This is a genomic window from Streptomyces sp. NPDC002476, from assembly GCF_042889785.1.
Classification (GTDB): Bacteria; Actinomycetota; Actinomycetes; order Streptomycetales; family Streptomycetaceae; genus Streptomyces.
The window spans coordinates 234,309-249,632 of the sequence record NZ_JBIARH010000003.1 but is presented as its reverse complement, the minus strand read 5'-3'; the positions used below and the strand labels follow the sequence as shown (position 1 = coordinate 249,632).

The 15,324-nt window shown below is 70.0% G+C and carries 13 protein-coding genes and 1 tRNA gene; 4 read left to right on the top strand and 10 right to left on the bottom strand.

Annotated elements, in window-relative coordinates:
- Nucleotides 1-256 precede the first annotated feature (256 nt).
- Both ACFYXM_RS04950 and ACFYXM_RS04945 read right to left on the bottom strand, forming a co-directional pair.
- Nucleotides 257-330: transfer RNA gene (locus tag ACFYXM_RS04950), tRNA-Met, on the bottom strand.
- Between the two features lie 74 nt (nt 331-404).
- Nucleotides 405-3,383 (bottom strand): UPF0182 family protein, encoded by a 2,979-nt coding sequence (locus ACFYXM_RS04945; protein ID WP_389287175.1) that lies wholly within the window; start codon nt 3,381-3,383, stop codon nt 405-407.
- A gap of 137 nt (nt 3,384-3,520) precedes the next feature.
- Here ACFYXM_RS04945 and ACFYXM_RS04940 point away from each other — a divergent pair, with 137 nt between their 5' ends.
- A complete protein-coding gene (locus ACFYXM_RS04940; protein WP_389286919.1) occupies nt 3,521-4,078 on the top strand; it encodes a PPA1309 family protein in 558 nt (185 codons plus the stop codon).
- A gap of 70 nt (nt 4,079-4,148) precedes the next feature.
- Here the strand turns inward: ACFYXM_RS04940 and ACFYXM_RS04935 are convergent, their stop codons facing one another.
- The 4 genes from ACFYXM_RS04935 to ACFYXM_RS04920 all read right to left on the bottom strand — a co-directional run bounded on the left by ACFYXM_RS04935 (nt 4,149) and on the right by ACFYXM_RS04920 (nt 7,459).
- Nucleotides 4,149-5,237 carry a PDZ domain-containing protein gene (locus ACFYXM_RS04935; protein ID WP_389286917.1) on the bottom strand — a complete coding sequence of 363 codons (1,089 nt, stop codon included), beginning with the start codon at nt 5,235-5,237 and terminating at the stop codon, nt 4,149-4,151.
- Between the two features lie 189 nt (nt 5,238-5,426).
- A complete protein-coding gene (locus ACFYXM_RS04930; RefSeq protein WP_389286915.1) occupies nt 5,427-5,597 on the bottom strand; it encodes a hypothetical protein in 171 nt (56 codons plus the stop codon).
- Between the two features lie 129 nt (nt 5,598-5,726).
- A complete protein-coding gene (locus ACFYXM_RS04925) occupies nt 5,727-6,188 on the bottom strand; it encodes a molybdenum cofactor biosynthesis protein MoaE (protein ID WP_389286913.1) in 462 nt (153 codons plus the stop codon).
- 128 nt (nt 6,189-6,316) lie between these two features.
- Nucleotides 6,317-7,459 (bottom strand): SDR family oxidoreductase, encoded by a 1,143-nt coding sequence (locus ACFYXM_RS04920; protein WP_389286912.1) that lies wholly within the window; start codon nt 7,457-7,459, stop codon nt 6,317-6,319.
- A gap of 190 nt (nt 7,460-7,649) precedes the next feature.
- Here ACFYXM_RS04920 and ACFYXM_RS04915 point away from each other — a divergent pair, with 190 nt between their 5' ends.
- Together ACFYXM_RS04915 and ACFYXM_RS04910 are read left to right on the top strand one after the other, a co-directional pair.
- A complete protein-coding gene (locus tag ACFYXM_RS04915; protein ID WP_389286910.1) occupies nt 7,650-9,101 on the top strand; it encodes a zinc-dependent metalloprotease in 1,452 nt (483 codons plus the stop codon).
- Nucleotides 9,098-9,664: an NUDIX hydrolase gene (locus ACFYXM_RS04910; RefSeq protein WP_389286908.1), complete on the top strand. Its 567-nt coding sequence runs from the start codon at nt 9,098-9,100 to the stop codon at nt 9,662-9,664. Before ACFYXM_RS04915 ends, ACFYXM_RS04910 begins: the two co-directional genes overlap by 4 nt.
- Before the next feature lie 326 nt (nt 9,665-9,990).
- Here the strand turns inward: ACFYXM_RS04910 and ACFYXM_RS04905 are convergent, their stop codons facing one another.
- The 4 genes from ACFYXM_RS04905 to ACFYXM_RS04890 all read right to left on the bottom strand — a co-directional run bounded on the left by ACFYXM_RS04905 (nt 9,991) and on the right by ACFYXM_RS04890 (nt 13,886).
- Nucleotides 9,991-10,746 carry an AIM24 family protein gene (locus ACFYXM_RS04905; RefSeq protein ID WP_389286906.1) on the bottom strand — a complete coding sequence of 252 codons (756 nt, stop codon included), beginning with the start codon at nt 10,744-10,746 and terminating at the stop codon, nt 9,991-9,993.
- A gap of 18 nt (nt 10,747-10,764) precedes the next feature.
- Entirely contained in the window at nt 10,765-11,445 is a 681-nt protein-coding gene (locus ACFYXM_RS04900; RefSeq protein ID WP_389286905.1) for an AIM24 family protein, read from the bottom strand.
- Between the two features lie 12 nt (nt 11,446-11,457).
- On the bottom strand, nt 11,458-13,155 hold the full coding sequence (locus ACFYXM_RS04895) for a TerD family protein (RefSeq protein WP_389286903.1): 1,698 nt from the start codon (nt 13,153-13,155) through the stop codon (nt 11,458-11,460).
- A 107-nt stretch (nt 13,156-13,262) separates the two neighbouring features.
- Nucleotides 13,263-13,886, bottom strand: a complete 624-nt coding sequence (locus ACFYXM_RS04890; RefSeq protein ID WP_389286901.1) for a M48 family metallopeptidase — start codon at nt 13,884-13,886, stop codon at nt 13,263-13,265.
- A gap of 275 nt (nt 13,887-14,161) precedes the next feature.
- Here ACFYXM_RS04890 and ACFYXM_RS04885 point away from each other — a divergent pair, with 275 nt between their 5' ends.
- Nucleotides 14,162-15,307 (top strand): ThiF family adenylyltransferase, encoded by a 1,146-nt coding sequence (locus tag ACFYXM_RS04885; RefSeq protein WP_389286899.1) that lies wholly within the window; start codon nt 14,162-14,164, stop codon nt 15,305-15,307.
- Nucleotides 15,308-15,324 lie beyond the last annotated feature (17 nt).

Sequence of the window (15,324 nt, the reverse complement as noted above, 5' to 3'; positions counted from 1 at the left end):
ACCGCCCTGTCTCCAACAGAGTTGCCCTGTCCCCCATAAATATCATCGTCGCACCACCCGCACCCCGTGCACACTGGTATACCGCGGCCAATGAGGTCACTTCAGCGCTTTGTCGACATGCCCACAGAGAGACAAGTCAAACACGTTCGGGCCCAACTCGCGCCCCGCGAACCGACCTTCGTTCCATCCCGCGAGAAAGTCACACGGCACGACGAAGGCCCGGATCCTCGAAAGGATCCGGGCCTTCGTCTTCCAGTAGCGGGGACAGGATTTGAACCTGCGACCTCTGGGTTATGAGCCCAGCGAGCTACCGAGCTGCTCCACCCCGCGTCGTTGTGTGGAAACCGTACCACGACGCGGGGTGGAACTCTTACCGGGTTACCCGGCCGGGGAGCCGGTCACCGTCAGCCGCTGTCGCCGTCCGGCTTGGCGTCACCGCTGCCGCCCGGCTTCGCACCGCCGTCGTCCGACTTCGCGCCCCGGTCGCCGGAACCGCCGGAACGGTCCGCGGCGCTCCCGCCGCCCGACTTGGGCTGGGCCGCCGCCGCACGCTCCAGCGCGTCCTGGAGATCCGCCTGGGCCTTGCCGTAGGCGGTCCAGTCCTGCTCCTTCAGGGCCGCCTCGCCCGCCGCGTACGCCTTCTGCGCGTCGGCGATCGCCTTCTTCAACGCCGCCTCACCGGTGGCCGGCGGCTGGGTGGTCTCGCCCGGCGGCCGGGTGGTCTCCTCGGGCGGCGGGGTCTCGCCCGTCACCCCGAAGACCTCGTTGAGCGCCTCTCCGAGGCTGTTCTTGAAGACGGTCTTCGAACCGTACGAGGCGGCGACCTTGCGCAGCAGCGGGTAGTTCTGCGTGCCACCGCGGGTGTACACCGGCTCGATGTAGAGGAATCCGCCTTCGAGCGGCACGGTCAGCAGGTTGCCGTACTCGATGTCGGAGTCCGTTCCCTTGAGGTTCCTCACGAACTCGGCGACGTCGTCGTTGCCGTTGAGCTCGCTCTGTACCTGACCGGGGCCCTTCACCGTGGTGGTGACCCTGAGCAGCCTTATCGTTCCGTAGTCCTTACTGGCCGCGTCCGCGTCCACCGCCATGAACGCCCCGAGGTCGGGACGCCCCTTCGGCGTGAACGTGGTGGTCAGCGAGAACTTCTGGGCCGACTGGCCCGGCATCTTCATGCTCAGGTAGTAGGGCGGGACGGCACCCGAGTCCTTGTTGGTCGGGTCGTCCGGGACCTGCCACGCGTCACTGCCGCTGTAGAACTGGGCGGGGTTCGTTACGTGGTAGCGGGTGAGCAGCTCGCGCTGGACCTTGAACAGGTCCTGCGGGTAGCGCAGGTGCTCCACGAGTTCCTGCGGGATGTCCGCCCTGGACTCCACCGTTCCGGGGAACGCCTTGCGCCAGGTCTTGAGGACCGGGTCCTTGGTGTCCCACTCGTAGAGCTTCACCGTGCCGTCGTAGGCGTCGACGGTGGCCTTCACGGAGTTACGGATGTAGTTGACCTGGTTCTGCTGGGCGACGACCGCGCGCTGGTTGGTGGTCAGCGAGTCGGCCGTGGTGTCGCCGAGCGTGGTCCGCGAGGCGTACGGGTAGCCGTTGGTGGTGGTGTACGCGTCGACGACCCACTGGATGCGGCCCTTCACCACGGCCGGGTAGGCGTCGCCGTCGATGGTCAGCCACGGGGCGACCGCCTCGACGCGCTCCTTGGGCGTGCGGTTGTAGAGGATCCGCGAACCGTCGCCGATGGCCCCCGAGTAGAGGATCTGCGGCTCGCTGAACGCCACCGCGTACGCGGCGCGGTTGAAGGTGTTGGAGAGACTGACCCCGCTGTCGCCCTTGTAGCTGGTGGTCTTCTCGCCGTCCTCCTCGTAGTCGAGCTCCTTCTGCGGCCCGCCGACGATGGAGTACTGCTCGGTCTTCTCGCCGTAGTAGATCCGCTGCTCGTACGTGCCCAGGTCACCCGTGGTCGGCAGGCCCGACTCGGTGAAGTCCGGAGAGCCCTTCGGGTTCTTGCCCGTCGTCGTGCCCCGGGCCGCGATGGCGCCGTAGCCGTGGGTGTAGGTGAAGTGGTCGTTGATCCAGTTGCGCTTGGGGATGCCGTCGAGGTTCAGCTCGCGCAGACCGATGACCGTGTCCTGGTCCTTGCCGGCGGCGTCCTTGTAGCGGTCCACGTCCAGCGTCTTGGGGAACTGGTAGTAGTTCCTCTTCTGCTGGAGCTGCTGGAAGGCCGGGGAGACGACGTTGGGGTCCATCACCCGGTAGCTGGCGGCGGTGTCCGCGCTCGCGCGCAGTTCGGCGTTGTCCTCCGTCGTGCTCTTGCCCGAGTAGTCCTGCACCTGCGCCCGGTCGATGTCATACGCGTCACGCGTCGCTTCGATGTTCTTCCGGATGAACGGGGCTTCCTTGGCCTGCTCGTTCGGCTGGACCTGGAACTTCTGCACGATGGCCGGGTACAGCCCGCCGATCAGGATCGCCGAGAGCACCATCAGGCCGAAGCCGATCACCGGAAGCTGCCAGGTGCGGCGCCAGAGCGTCGCGAAGAAGAGCAGGGCACAGATCGCGGCGATGCAGAACAGGATGGTCTTCGCCGGGAGGTAGGCGTTGGCGTCGACGTAGCGCAGACCCGTCCAGTTGTCCGTGGCCTTGAAGTCGCTGGACTTCACGGCCAGGCCGTAGCGGTCGAGCCAGTACGCCACCGCCTTCAGCGAGACGAAGACGCCGAGCAGCACCGACAGATGGCCGGTGGCCGCGCCGGTCGCCCGCGCGCCGGGGCTGGTGATGCGGAGCCCGCCGTACAGGTAGTGGGTCAGCGCAGCGGCGATCAGCGAGAGCACGGTGGCCGCGAAGCCGAAGCCCAGCAGGAAGCGGTACCAGGGCAGGTCGAAGGCGTAGAAGGAGACGTCCAGGTGGAACTGGGGGTCCTTCTGGCCGAAGGCCACGCCGTTCGCGTACGTCAGCCAGGTGCGCCACTGCCCGGAGGCGGAGGCTCCGGCGATCAGTCCGACGACTACGGCGATCGCGAGCAGCACCCACTTCTTGAAGGGGGCGAGGCTCATCCGGTAGCGGTCCAGGCTCTGCTGCTCCAGCGACATCGCGCTCAGCGGCGGCCGGAGCCGGTGCGCGAGCCAGATGTTCAGGCCGACGACGAACGCCATCAGCAGTCCGAAGACGAGGAACAGTCCGATCTTGGTCCACAGGGTGGTGGTGAAGACGGACGAGAAGTCGACCGACCGGTACCAGAGCCAGTCGGTCCAGAACCCGGCGAACATGACGAACGCCATGGCGAGGACCGCCAGGACGCCCAGTGTCATGAGCAGGGTACGGGCGCGCCGGGACGGGCGGCCGACTCTGATCCGTGGCCCGGTCGGGCCTCCGCCGCGGTCCGGCATCTGGAAAGCCAACGTGCGCACCTCGTAGTTCGCGGGTCGTATGAAGCGGGTCCGGAAATCGTAGGACCCACCTATGCAACTTACTGACCCTTTACCTAGTTCCCGATCCCGGGGCGGAAGGAGGCAGGATATTGGTCATGTCCAACGTTTCCGCCTCAGGCCCCCCGATGGCCGCGAGCCCCCTCACCGTCGCCGTGCTCGAGATCGACGAGTACGTCTCCGGCCTCGGCTGGGACCGGCCCGCCCTGCTGTTCGCCCTCGTCGACACCGCCCGGCTGCGGGTCCAGGAGCCCGGCCTCGCCGCCCAGCTCGGCCTGGACCCCGACGCCCCCGCCTCCTCCCTCACCCCCATCGAGCAGGAGGAGCTTCCGGCGGGCACCGCCCTGGACGACTTCCTCGCCACGATCGCCTGGCCCGACGCGGTGGCGGGCTGTGCGCTGACCGTGGAACGGCTGATGCTGCCGCCGTCCGCCGAGGCGTCCGTGCCCGAGGGGCTCGACGAGGCCCAGCTGGCCAAGTGGGTCGCGAAGCACCCGGAGCGCCAGGAGGTGCGGATGACCGTGGCCGTGCTCAGGGACGGTTCGCGCGAGTGCGCCGTGCGTCTGCGCGAGAAGGACTCACCGAGCGAGGTGCGGACCGGCGCGGGCCTGGTCCCCGGGCTGGCCGACGCGCTGGCCGCGACCTTCGAGGACTGAGCCGCCGCCTTCGAGGACCGCGGGACCACCGCGCCCCTTCGGGGAGCGCGGCCTCCCGCGCGGGGCACGGTCAGCCGGCCGAACAGCTCGGCAGACCGGCCGTGTCCCCCGTCCGGATCTTCTCCAGCGACTTCCTCGCGTCGTCGAGCGTCTTCACCTTGACCAGCGTGAGCCCGCCCGGGGTGTCGGAGGCGGCGGCCTCGCAGTTGTCGGCCGGGGTCAGGAAGTAGCGCGCGCCCGCGTCCCGCGCGCCGACCAGTTTCATGGTGATGCCGCCGATCGGGCCGACCTCACCCTTGTCGTCGATCGTGCCGGTGCCCGCGACGAACTTGCCGCCGGTCAGATCGGTCGGCGTCAGCTTGTCGACGAGACCGAGGGAGAACATCAGGCCGGCGCTGGGGCCGCCGACATCGGCGAGCTCAATGCCGATCCGGAACGGGAACGTGTGGTCCGTCCCGGCCTGGATGCCGACGATCGCGCGCTTGTCCCCCGGGGCCTTCGCGGTGGTGATGACGACCTTCCGGCTGCCCTCGGGCTCCTTGCCGGCCTTCTCGGCAGCCTGCGCCGTCTTCGCCGGGACGATCGTGAACGTGACGTCCTCACCGGGCTCGTGCCGGGTGACGAGCTTCGCGACGTCCTCGGGCTGCTTGACGTCCGTGCCGTCGACCTTCTTGATCACGTCTCCGGCGTGCAGCCTGCCCTGGGCGGGGCTGTCCTTGACGACCGTGGAGACCACGACGCGCGACGCCACCGGGATGTCCAGTTCCTTCAGGGCGGCGACCTTGGCGCTCTCCTGTGACTGGGTGAACTCCTCGGCGTTCTCCTGCGTGGACTGCTGCTCCGTCTTGCCGTCGGGATAGAGGGTGTCGTGCGGCACCACCACGCTGTCGTGGGACAGCCACCCGTACACGGCCCCGACGAGGTTCATGCGGTAGTCGGCGCCGGTGACCCTGACGGTGGTCATGTTGAGGTGGCCCGACGTCGGATACGTCTTGTGCCCCGAGATCTGCAGGACCGGCTCGCCCTTGACCTTGCCGAGAGTGTTCACGGTCGGCCCGGGAGACATCTCCGAGTACGGCACCTTGATCAGCAGCCCCGCGCAGAGCAGCGCGATGAGGATCAGGGTGGCGGCGAGCATCGTCGCGGTGCGGCGTGGCATGGAACGACAGTACGGGAAGGGTCTGTCAGTGCGCTGTCGGGGCCGATGCCCCGGGAGGCCGGAAGCCCGGTGCGGTACGGCGCACGGAGGCGTCGGCGGTCGGCACCGGGGCAGGGGCACCGACCGCTCAGAGGCATGGATTGGCGACTGCGTATGCGCCGCGACGACTGCCCGAGGCGCGCCAGGACGTCAGACGATGTCGGAACCGGAATGCGATTTCTCCATCGCTTCACGGAATTTCGCGTACCCGGCCAGTTCCGAGACATCACCGGATGTGTGATCACGAGTGACCCAGCTGCCCCATATCGCCGCACCGAGCGCGGCGAAAAGCGGAATCAACAACCAGGCAAGTGCTGCCATTACGACCTCCCTGCCCCATGAGCGACCGCAACTGACCGAATCAGCAGATTAACCATCTGCAGGACCCACGCTCACGGCAGGGGGACGATTACGCAAATCGGGGCGGACAACCACTCGATCGGCTTGCGCTCAGCAAGCGCCGACCCATTCCTCGGTGCCGTCCGAGAACCGCTGGTGCTTCCAGATCGGGACCTCGCGCTTGAGGTCGTCGATGAGCTTGCGGCATGCCTCGAACGCCTCCGCGCGATGCGGGCAGGAGACGGCGACGACGACCGCGGTATCGCCCACTCGGAGGTCACCCACACGGTGGATGGCGGCGAGCGCCCGGACCGGGAATTCCGCCACGACCTTCTCGGCCACCCGGCGCAGTTCGTCCTGCGCCGACGGATGGCAGGAGTATCCGAGCGCGCTGACGTCCTGACCGCCGTCGTGGTTGCGCACCGTGCCGACGAAGAGCGCGGTGCCTCCCGCGGCGTCGTCGCCGACGGCACGCAGGACCTCGTCGACCGACAACGGTGTGCCGCGGATCGCCAGCAGCCGGACGGGGTCGGTCGACGCCCACTCGCCGGGGTGATCGTGCAGGGGAACCATGGGGCCCATGGTGCCGTACCGCGCCGACAAAGGGGTCACGCGTATGCGATGTCGGTCCGCGCGGTCCCGGGTCCGCGCACGGACCGCCTCGGCCCGGAAAGCCCCGTACGGGCCCGGGGGGCCGAGGGTCAGATGCGGCGCCGGGCCTTGCGGGCCCTGCGGACCAGGGCGGCGGTGCCGAGCAGCGCCACGGTCGCACCGGCGGCACCCGCCGCGGTCGCGTCCTTGCGGCCGAGACGGCGTCCGGCGACGGTGTGCCGCCCCGCCACTTCTTCGAGGAGCGCGGCGAGCACGTCCTCGTTGGTCCAGCGCGGGCGCCAGCCCGCGTCGTGCAGCCGGCTCACGCTGACCACCCAGGGATGCATCGTGTACGCCAGGTCCCCCGCCGGCGACGGCGTGAGCCCGATCCGGTGCAGCCGGGCGGCGGCGCCGAGGGCGACGGCCGAGGGCAGTTCCATCCGGCGGACACCGCTGAGCTCCTCCACCTCCTCCTGCTCCAGCCAGCCGTCGCAGCCGACCGCGAACTCGCCGTCGATCTTCTCCAGCGCCGCGTACTCCAGGGCCGTGACCAGGTCCTCGACATGGCAGAACTGCCAGGTGGGACGCGACCCGGCGACGACGAGGAGGCGTGGCGACTCGAAGTAGCGGGTCAGCGCGGTGTCCGTGCCGCCGACCAGGACCGCGGGCCGGACCACGGTCACGTTGAGTCCGGGGTGGGCGCGGGGCGCGCGGCGGCCGAGGCGTTCGATCTCCAGGAGGTCCCCGACGCCGGTGGCCTCGGCCGTGGCACGCAGCTCGGCGTCCTCGGCGAGCGGGAGGTCGTTCTCGGGCAGCGCCCCGTAGACCATCGCCGAGGTGCACAGCACCACTCGGTGGACCCCCGCGGCCGCGGCGGCCGTGAGCACGGTCTGGGTTCCGCGCACGTTGTAGGCGGTGCGGGCGGCGGGGTCGGTCTCCAGGTCGAGATCGAGTGCCAGGTGCACCACGACGTCCGCGCCGCGCAGCTTCTCCGCGATGGCCGGGTCCCGCACGTCGAGGAGGTACCAGGTCGCGTCGGGGACCTCTCCGCGGCGCTCGTCGATGGCGATGACCTGCTTGATCTCCTCGGAAGCCACGAGGCGTGCGACGAGCAGCTCGCCGACGCCGCGCGCGGCTCCGGTGACCACGACGACGGGGCCACGGCTCCCTGAACGGCTCTTCACAGGTTTGCTCTCGGTCGAGGGGGCGGAAAGGTTTCGCGCTGCGCGAACCTGAGGATCTGGGGAACTCACCGGGCGTCTCCAGCGGTTGTCTTCAGTACGTACCCGAATGACGCGTACGTACCAGGTGGCGTCCATCCTGCCGCAGGCCGGGGCCGAGGAGCACCGAGGCCCCGAGCGGACTTTTGGTGTCTACGCTGGATGGTGATGTCGGGCAGTCGCCGCCGGTTCGCGCCGGCGGCCCTAAGAGCCGAGGAAACCCGTGAGTGACACCCCATTCGGATTCGGCCTTCCGCCGGAGGAGCCGGAGAACGGCGACGAGGGCAAGAAGAAGGACCCCACCGGAGGTGGGCAGGGTTCGGGCGGGCCCGCGAACCCGTTCGGCTTCGGGCCCGGCGCGGGCGGGGACAACCCGTTCGCGGCGATGTTCGGCACGCTGAACCCCAACGACCTGGGGGCGGCCTTCCAGCAGCTCGGCCAGATGCTGAGCTACGAGGGCGGTCCCGTGAACTGGGACATGGCCAAGCAGATCGCCCGCCAGACGGTCGCGCAGGGCACGCCCGACGGTTCCAAGGACGCGAGCGTCGGCCCGTCCGAGCGGTCCGCGGTCGACGAGGCCCTGCGCCTGGCCGATCTGTGGCTGGACGGTGTGACGTCGCTGCCTTCCGGTTCGGTCTCGACGGTGGCGTGGAGCCGTGCGGAGTGGGTGGAGGCGTCCCTTCCCGCCTGGCAGAAGCTCGTCGACCCGGTGGCCGAGCGCGTGGGCGTCGCCATGGGCGACGTGCTGCCCGAGGAGATGCAGGCGATGGCGGGCCCGCTGATCGGCATGATGCGGTCGATGGGCGGCGCGATGTTCGGCCAGCAGATCGGGCAGGCCGTCGGCGTGCTGGCGGGCGAGGTGGTCGGGTCGACCGACATCGGGCTGCCGCTGGGCCCGGCGGGCAAGGCCGCGCTCCTTCCGTTGAACGTCGAGCGCTTCGGCAAGGACCTCGGCGTCCCGCAGGACGAGGTCCGGCTGTACCTCGCGCTGCGCGAGGCCGCGCACCAGCGCCTCTTCGCCCACGTCCCGTGGCTGCGCTCGCATCTGTTCGGTGCCGTCGAGGGATACGCGCGCGGCATCAAGGTCGACACCAGCAAGCTGGAGGACGTGGTCGGCCAGTTCGACCCGTCGCAGCCCGAGCAGTTGCAGGACGCCCTCCAGCAGGGCATGTTCCAGCCGGAGGACACGCCGGAGCAGAAGGCGGCCCTGGCCAGGCTGGAGACAGCGCTCGCGCTGGTCGAGGGCTGGGTGGACGCGGTGGTGCACGAGGCCGCCAAGTCCCGTCTGACGTCGGCCGACGCACTGCGCGAGACCATGCGGCGGCGGCGCGCCTCCGGTGGTCCGGCCGAGCAGACGTTCGCCACGCTCATCGGCCTCCAGCTGCGTCCGCGGCGGCTGCGCGACGCCTCGCGCCTGTGGGCCTCGCTCACCGACGCCCGAGGGCTGGACGGGCGCGACGCGCTGTGGGAGCACCCCGACATGCTGCCGACGGCACAGGACCTGGACGATCCGGACGGGTTCGTCCACCACGAGCAGCTGGACTTCTCCGAACTGGACAAGATGCTCGGCGAGGCCGCGCAGGAACCGAAGAAGCCCGCGGCCGGCACGGACGAGGCGGCCTCCGAAGAGGCCGACGACCACGGGAGCGACGGCAAGGGCGACAGCGACCGGTGAGCCTGTACGACGACGCCGTTCTCGTGCTCAAGGGTTACGAGGACGCGCAGAACCCGGTCCAGGACGGGCTGCGGCAGGTCTACCTGGACCACCTGGCCCGGCATCCGGACGGCATGTGGAAGGCGTGCGACGCCGGGCATCTGACGGCCAGCGCGCTGGTCGTCGATCCCGAACGCGGCCGCGTCCTGCTCACCCTGCACCGCAAGCTGCGGATGTGGCTGCAGATGGGCGGCCACTGCGAGCCGCAGGACGGCACGCTGGCCGCGGCGGCGCTGCGCGAGGCCACCGAGGAGTCCGGGATCAGCGGCCTCGCACTGCTCCCGGGCGGGCCGGTGACGCTGGACCGCCACCCCATTCCCGCGCCCTGCCACTGGCATCTCGACGTGCAGTACGCGGCGCTGGCGCCGCTGGGTGCCAAGGAACAGATCAGTGACGAGTCGCTGGACCTGCGTTGGTTCACGTACGACGAGGTCCCGTCGGTGGCGGACGCCTCGGTCGTACGGCTGATGACGCGCGTCCGCGCCGTGTTGGAGCAGCGTCTCCAGGGCGTGTTTCGAAAGTAGCGCCGTCCGTCCGAAGGGCGGGGCCCGCGGCGTCCGGTGCAGTGCATAGCAAGGCGGAGGGTCGTCCTCGTACCGGGCGTACGTGGACGATCCCGACAACCTGGCGAGGCGCCGTGCCAGGCGTCGCGGGCCGGACGGGACTTTCGCAACACGCCCCGGCCACCGATCGGTACGCGCGGCCGGGAACGGCATCGTCGGTGCCCTTCCGGGCCCTCCGGCTCCGGCGTCGGCCCGTACGCGCGAGCCCGCGCGCTTCGGCCCGCACGGAGGGGACGGCTTTTCAAGGCCGTCCCCTCCGTGCTGCCGTCGATGCCGGCCCGCGCGGCTCAGTTCCAGGCGTTGTTCCGGTTCTGGCCGTGGGCGCCCTGCTGGCCCATCCCGTACTGGGCGCGGATCCCCTGGCCGATCTGCGCGTTCTGCGGCGGCAGCACCTCGCTGGGCTGGACCAGCGCGTAGCCCTGGCCGAGGAAGCTGAGCTCCCAGCCCTCGCCGGTGCTGCCGCGCCGCCGCCAGACGCCCGAGGAGTGCGTCTGGGCCTGCATCTGCACCCGCAGGGAGCTGGACCAGGCGACGATCGCGTCGGCGTCGGCGTTGACGTACTTGTCGGGCGTGACCTGCACCATGAGCGGCTGCCCGGAGGTCATCAGCGCGACCTTGCCGCTGCCGGTGATGTTGAGCTGGTACTTCCCCGAGCCGGAGATGCCGTACTGGCTGTCCACCGCGATGACCTCGTGGTGCAGCCCGGAGTCCAGCGCGAGCACATAGGCACTGTCCACGGTCAGACCGTCGTGGCCGACGTCCACCACGTGCACGTACTGCGCGAGATTGGCGAGGAACACGGTGCCCTGGCCGGAGCACCGCATGAGGTCGAGTCCCTCACCGGTGTGCGAGCGGGAGCGCTGCTGTCCCCTCGACCGGTACTCCCCGTCGAACTCGATCAGGCCCTGGTACGCGACCATGCTGCCCTTGCGGGCGAGGACATCGTCGTGGCCGCTGAGCGAGACCCGCAGCATCTGCGCGTTCTGCAGGGTGTAGCGGTCCGCGGACTGCTGTTCGGTGTGCTGGAAAAGCGGGCTCTGCATGGTGTCCTCTCGCTCCCCTCAGCCCCGGGCCCGCAGGCGGTCGGTGCTGTCCTCGCTGGGCTGTACGACGACGATGCCCTGGCCGGAGAAGGCCATCTGAAACGCCTCACCGCTGCCGCGGCCGATCAGGGACGCCGCCTTGAAACTGCGCTTGCCCTTCACCTTCAGGTTCGGGGACCAGGCGATGAGCGCGTCGGGGTCGACGTACGTCTCGTCCTCGCCGCTGCCGCAATTGACGACGACGGGGGTCCCGCGTGAGGTCAGCGCGACCCAGCCGGTACCGGAGATGGACACGTTCCACAGGCCCTGACCGGCGAACTTGGCGAGCCCCTTGACCCGCTCGACACCCCACTGGAGCTGCGCGTCGAAAGCGAGGACGTTCGTGCCGTTGACCGACAGCGCCTCGTTGTCGAGGTGGACGACGACGACGTCCGCGCCGTAGTCGGCGAGGTAGAGCAGTCCGTCCCCGCTGCACTTCATGAGGGGGGCGCCTTCGCCGGTGATCCAGTCGCGTGCGATCTGGCGTACGGCGGGCGGGTTCGGCTCGTACTGGATGACCCCCTCGTACGCGACCATCGAGCCCGCGCGTGCGAAGAGGTCCTGGCCCGTCGCCATCGCCACCTTCAGCATGGCGCTGCCGTGGTTCTCCATACGGGCGGTGACCGGTGCGGGGGCGTACCCCGCGAGCTGCTGGTTCATGCCTCGGCTTCCTCAGACCTCGTACGGCTGGACGACGATGAAGTTGCCCGGTGCGCCCCGGAACTGAAGGTTCACCGACTCCCCGCTGTGTCCCGGGTAGGCGTTGTAGCGCAGCCGCACCTGACTGGAGACGATCACCTGGGACGCCGCGGACCAGGCCACGATCGCGTCGCTGTCGGCGAACGTCGTCGGCGTGACGGGCAGGACCACCGGGGTGCCGTGCGTCATGACCACGACGGTGCCGGTCCCTTGGAAGACCATCGTGAACAGCGCCCCGCCCGGGATCCCGTGCCCCTCGATGCGCCGCACCTCGTACTGGAGGGACTCGTCGAAGGCGAGCACGCGTTCGGCCGAGACGCAGATGCTGTCGCCCTGCAGCTCGATGGGGTGCAGATGGGCGCTGTTCTCCGCGAGGAACACCTGGCCTCGGCCGGTGCAGCGCATCAGCTGCATCTCCTGGCCCGTGGCGTTCCCCACGATCCGGCCCACGAAGCCCGCGCCCTTGTAGCTGAAGTCGACCTTGCCCTGGTACATGACCATGCTGCCCTGGCGGGCCAGGACGGGGGCGCTGTCCTGACCGAGGTCCACCCGGACCAGCTGGTGGTTCTGTGCCGTCCATCGTCGGCCGGTCGCCACCTCCTTGTAGAGGTTGACGGCCGCCTGGAGTCCGCCGCCGGACTGCGGTACACCGTGCGGCACTCCCGTGGCCATGCCCGTGCCCGGGGGCTGCTGGCCGTACGGCGCCGGGTACGGCCGGCCGGGGGGAGCCGCGACGGGCGCGGGCTGACCGGGAGCCTGGCCGAACTGCGGCGGCTGCGGCGGCTGCCCATAAGGAGCCGGAGCGGGAGCGGGCGGGGGAACGGTTCCGCCGGGCGGCGTCGTGGGCACCATCGGCGCCACCATCGTCGGCGCGCTGTGGATCTGCTGCGGGGTGGGAGCGGCCGGGGCACCGAACGACGGGGCGGGCTGCGGAGCCTGGGGCGCGACCGGGGCACCGAAAGAGGGATCGGGTGCCGGAACCTGGGGCACCTGAGGTACCTGTGGGGCCTGAGGTACCTGCGGCACCTGGGGCGCTTGCGGCACCTGGGGCGCGGCGGGAACTCCGAACGACGGGGCCGGCGCGGGTGCGGGCGGGGCGAACGGCGGCGGGGACCCCTGCGGCTGGGGGGCGGCTGGTTCCTCCTCTGCGACCTCGCCGCCGAAGTTCTTCAGGAGCGCTTCGAGACCGCCGTCGAAGCCCTGGCCGACAGCGGCGAACCGCCAGACGTCCTTCAGGTAGAAATCGCCCAGCATCACGGCACGTTCGGTGGTGAACTCCGAACCGTCGAAGGCGTACCGGGCTACTTCCTCGCCACCGGCGACGATCCGGATGTACCCGGGGCCGATCCGGGACATCTGGCCGGCGCCGTCGATCGTCGCGGTGAATGAAAGCTTCCGGATGTGTGCCGGAATACGCTCCAGGGTGACGCGGAACGACTCGGTGTCACCGGCCTGGGAACCGAGGAGCTGAATGGACTCTTCGGGCGATTTAGGCTGATTGAAGAAGATGAAATACCGGTCGTCCGAGAGCCGCTCGTCGGCGTCGAGACCGAAGCAGCTGATGTCGACGGTCAGCCCCGGGCCACCGATCTGCACACCTACGTACAGGTCCGTCCCCGGGGTGAGGTCGCCGATCCTGGCCTTGTGGCCGCGCTGGAATTCCCTGGCCATGCGTAACGACCGTCCCCCATCCCGAAGGTGAATACGTCGCGCCAGGCTAACCGCAATCCCGGACATCGGGCCAAGCCGGTACACATCCGGTACAGAATCGCCGGACGTCACTCGCCCCTTGCGGCGGGCAGATGCGGCAGCCGGTCCGCCGCCACCACGCCCTCCAGGTAGCCGCGGGCCCGTTCGGTACGGGGATACGCCTCCAGCAGCCGCCAGAACCGGGGGCCGTGACCGGGCACCAGGAGATGGGCCAGCTCGTGCACCAGTACGTAGTCGACGACGTACTCGGGCATGCCCTGCAAGCGGTGCGAGAGCCGGATGCTGCCCTCCGCCGGGGTGCAGGATCCCCATCGGGTGTTCTGATTGGTCACCCACCGCACCGACACGGGTCTGGCCCGGCCGTCGAAGTACTGGGCGGACAACCGCTGGGCACGCTCGGCGAGTTCACCGTCGCCGAGCATGCTCCTGCTCTCCTGGGCGGCGAGCTTGTCGAGCATCACGTTCACCCAGCGCTGCTCCTCGGCCTTCGACATCCGGGCCGGGATGAGCACGATGGTGCGGTCCCCCTCGCGGTACGCGGAAACCGTCCTGCTGCGGCGATTGCTCCTGCGGACCTCGACCGCGCTCGTGGCCGAGGCGCGGGGCGGACGGTCCACCGCGCCGTGCCGACGCGGTCGGGCGCTGCGCGCAGGGGGATCTCCGGCGATTCCGGGCGGCGGGTCGGCGGGCACGCCATGACGTTACCCGGTCACGGCGGAGGAAGTCCCGCCTGTGGACGGTTCACACAAGATCCACTCCGCAACGTGCACCATTTGAACGACAAATACACCGCACCTGTGGACAACTTTCCGCACGATTCGGCGCCGCCCCGCATTCTGACAACGCGTCCCGCACAGGTCCGGCGCGTGAGTCATGAGTGGATCACGCGTGGCGATCTACGTCGGCGGGCGCACGGATATCAGAACGAGGAACATAGAACTCGCCGAACTCAGACCGGGGGAAAGCCGTGTATCCGATGTTGAAGCCCGCACTGCGCCGCGCGTGGCGCGGCCGAGGGACGGTCCAATTCGGGGTGACACCCGCTCATGCGGTGACGCTCGGGCCGATGGATATCGCGACGAGCAGTTTTCTGGAACTGCTCGACGGTACGCGCGGCCTGCCACTGCTGCGCGAGGAAGCACGGGCACTGGACCTGTCCGACCATCAGGCCGACACCCTGATCCAGCGGCTGACCGATGCGGGCCTGATCGAGGACGTGCGGTCCGTCGGTCCCGCGAGCGACGTGTTGAGGAACCGGCCCGGCGCCCTGGAGCGGCACCGTCCCGATCTGGCGTCGCTGTCGGTCGTCCATCCGGAGCCGGGCGGTGGGATGCGCCGACTGGCGGCCCGTCGGGCGATGCGGGTGCAGGTCCGGGGTGCGGGCCGGGTGGGCGCCGCGATCGCGGCGGTGCTGTCCGGGGCCGGGGTGGGCCGGGTGGAGGTTCTGGACGGCGGACACACCGAGCCCTGGGACGTCTCGCCGGGCGGACTGCCACCGGCGGCGGTCGGGGAGCGCAGGGACACCGCCGCCCGGCAGTTGGTGCGCAGATCCGCGGGCGGCTCGGCTCCTCGGACGGCGGAGACCGCGGGTGCCTCGGAGAGCGGGGAGCCGGGGCTCTCGCTGATCGTGGTGGCTCCCCGTGACGGCTTCGGCGTGTACGTCCCGGACCCGCGGTCCGCGGAACAGTGGATCACCTCCGGCACTCCCCACCTCTACGCCGGAGTGGTGGAGGCGACAGGAATGGTCGGCCCCCTGGTCCTGCCCGGGGGAACGGCGTGCGCCGGGTGTCTGGCGCTGGCCCGCGCGGAGGCGGACGAGGAGTGGCCCCGGATGCTGTCCCAGTGGCGTTCCGGGCGGCGGACCGCCGTGCAGGCGTGCGACCTGGGACTCGCGACGGCGGTGGCCGGTCTCGCCGCCGCGCACGCGCTGTGTTTTCTGGACGGGGATCTGCCCGCGAGCACGGGGACCCGCTGGGAGGCCGCGCTGCCGCTGTTGGACTGGCGGTCGGAGCGGATCATGGCGCATCTCGACTGTTGCTGCGGAGCGGCTGGGCACACTGTCAGGGAGCGCACCTCCGGGGTCGACACGGCGCACGACACAATGGCCGGGTAACCGCCACACGCGGTACG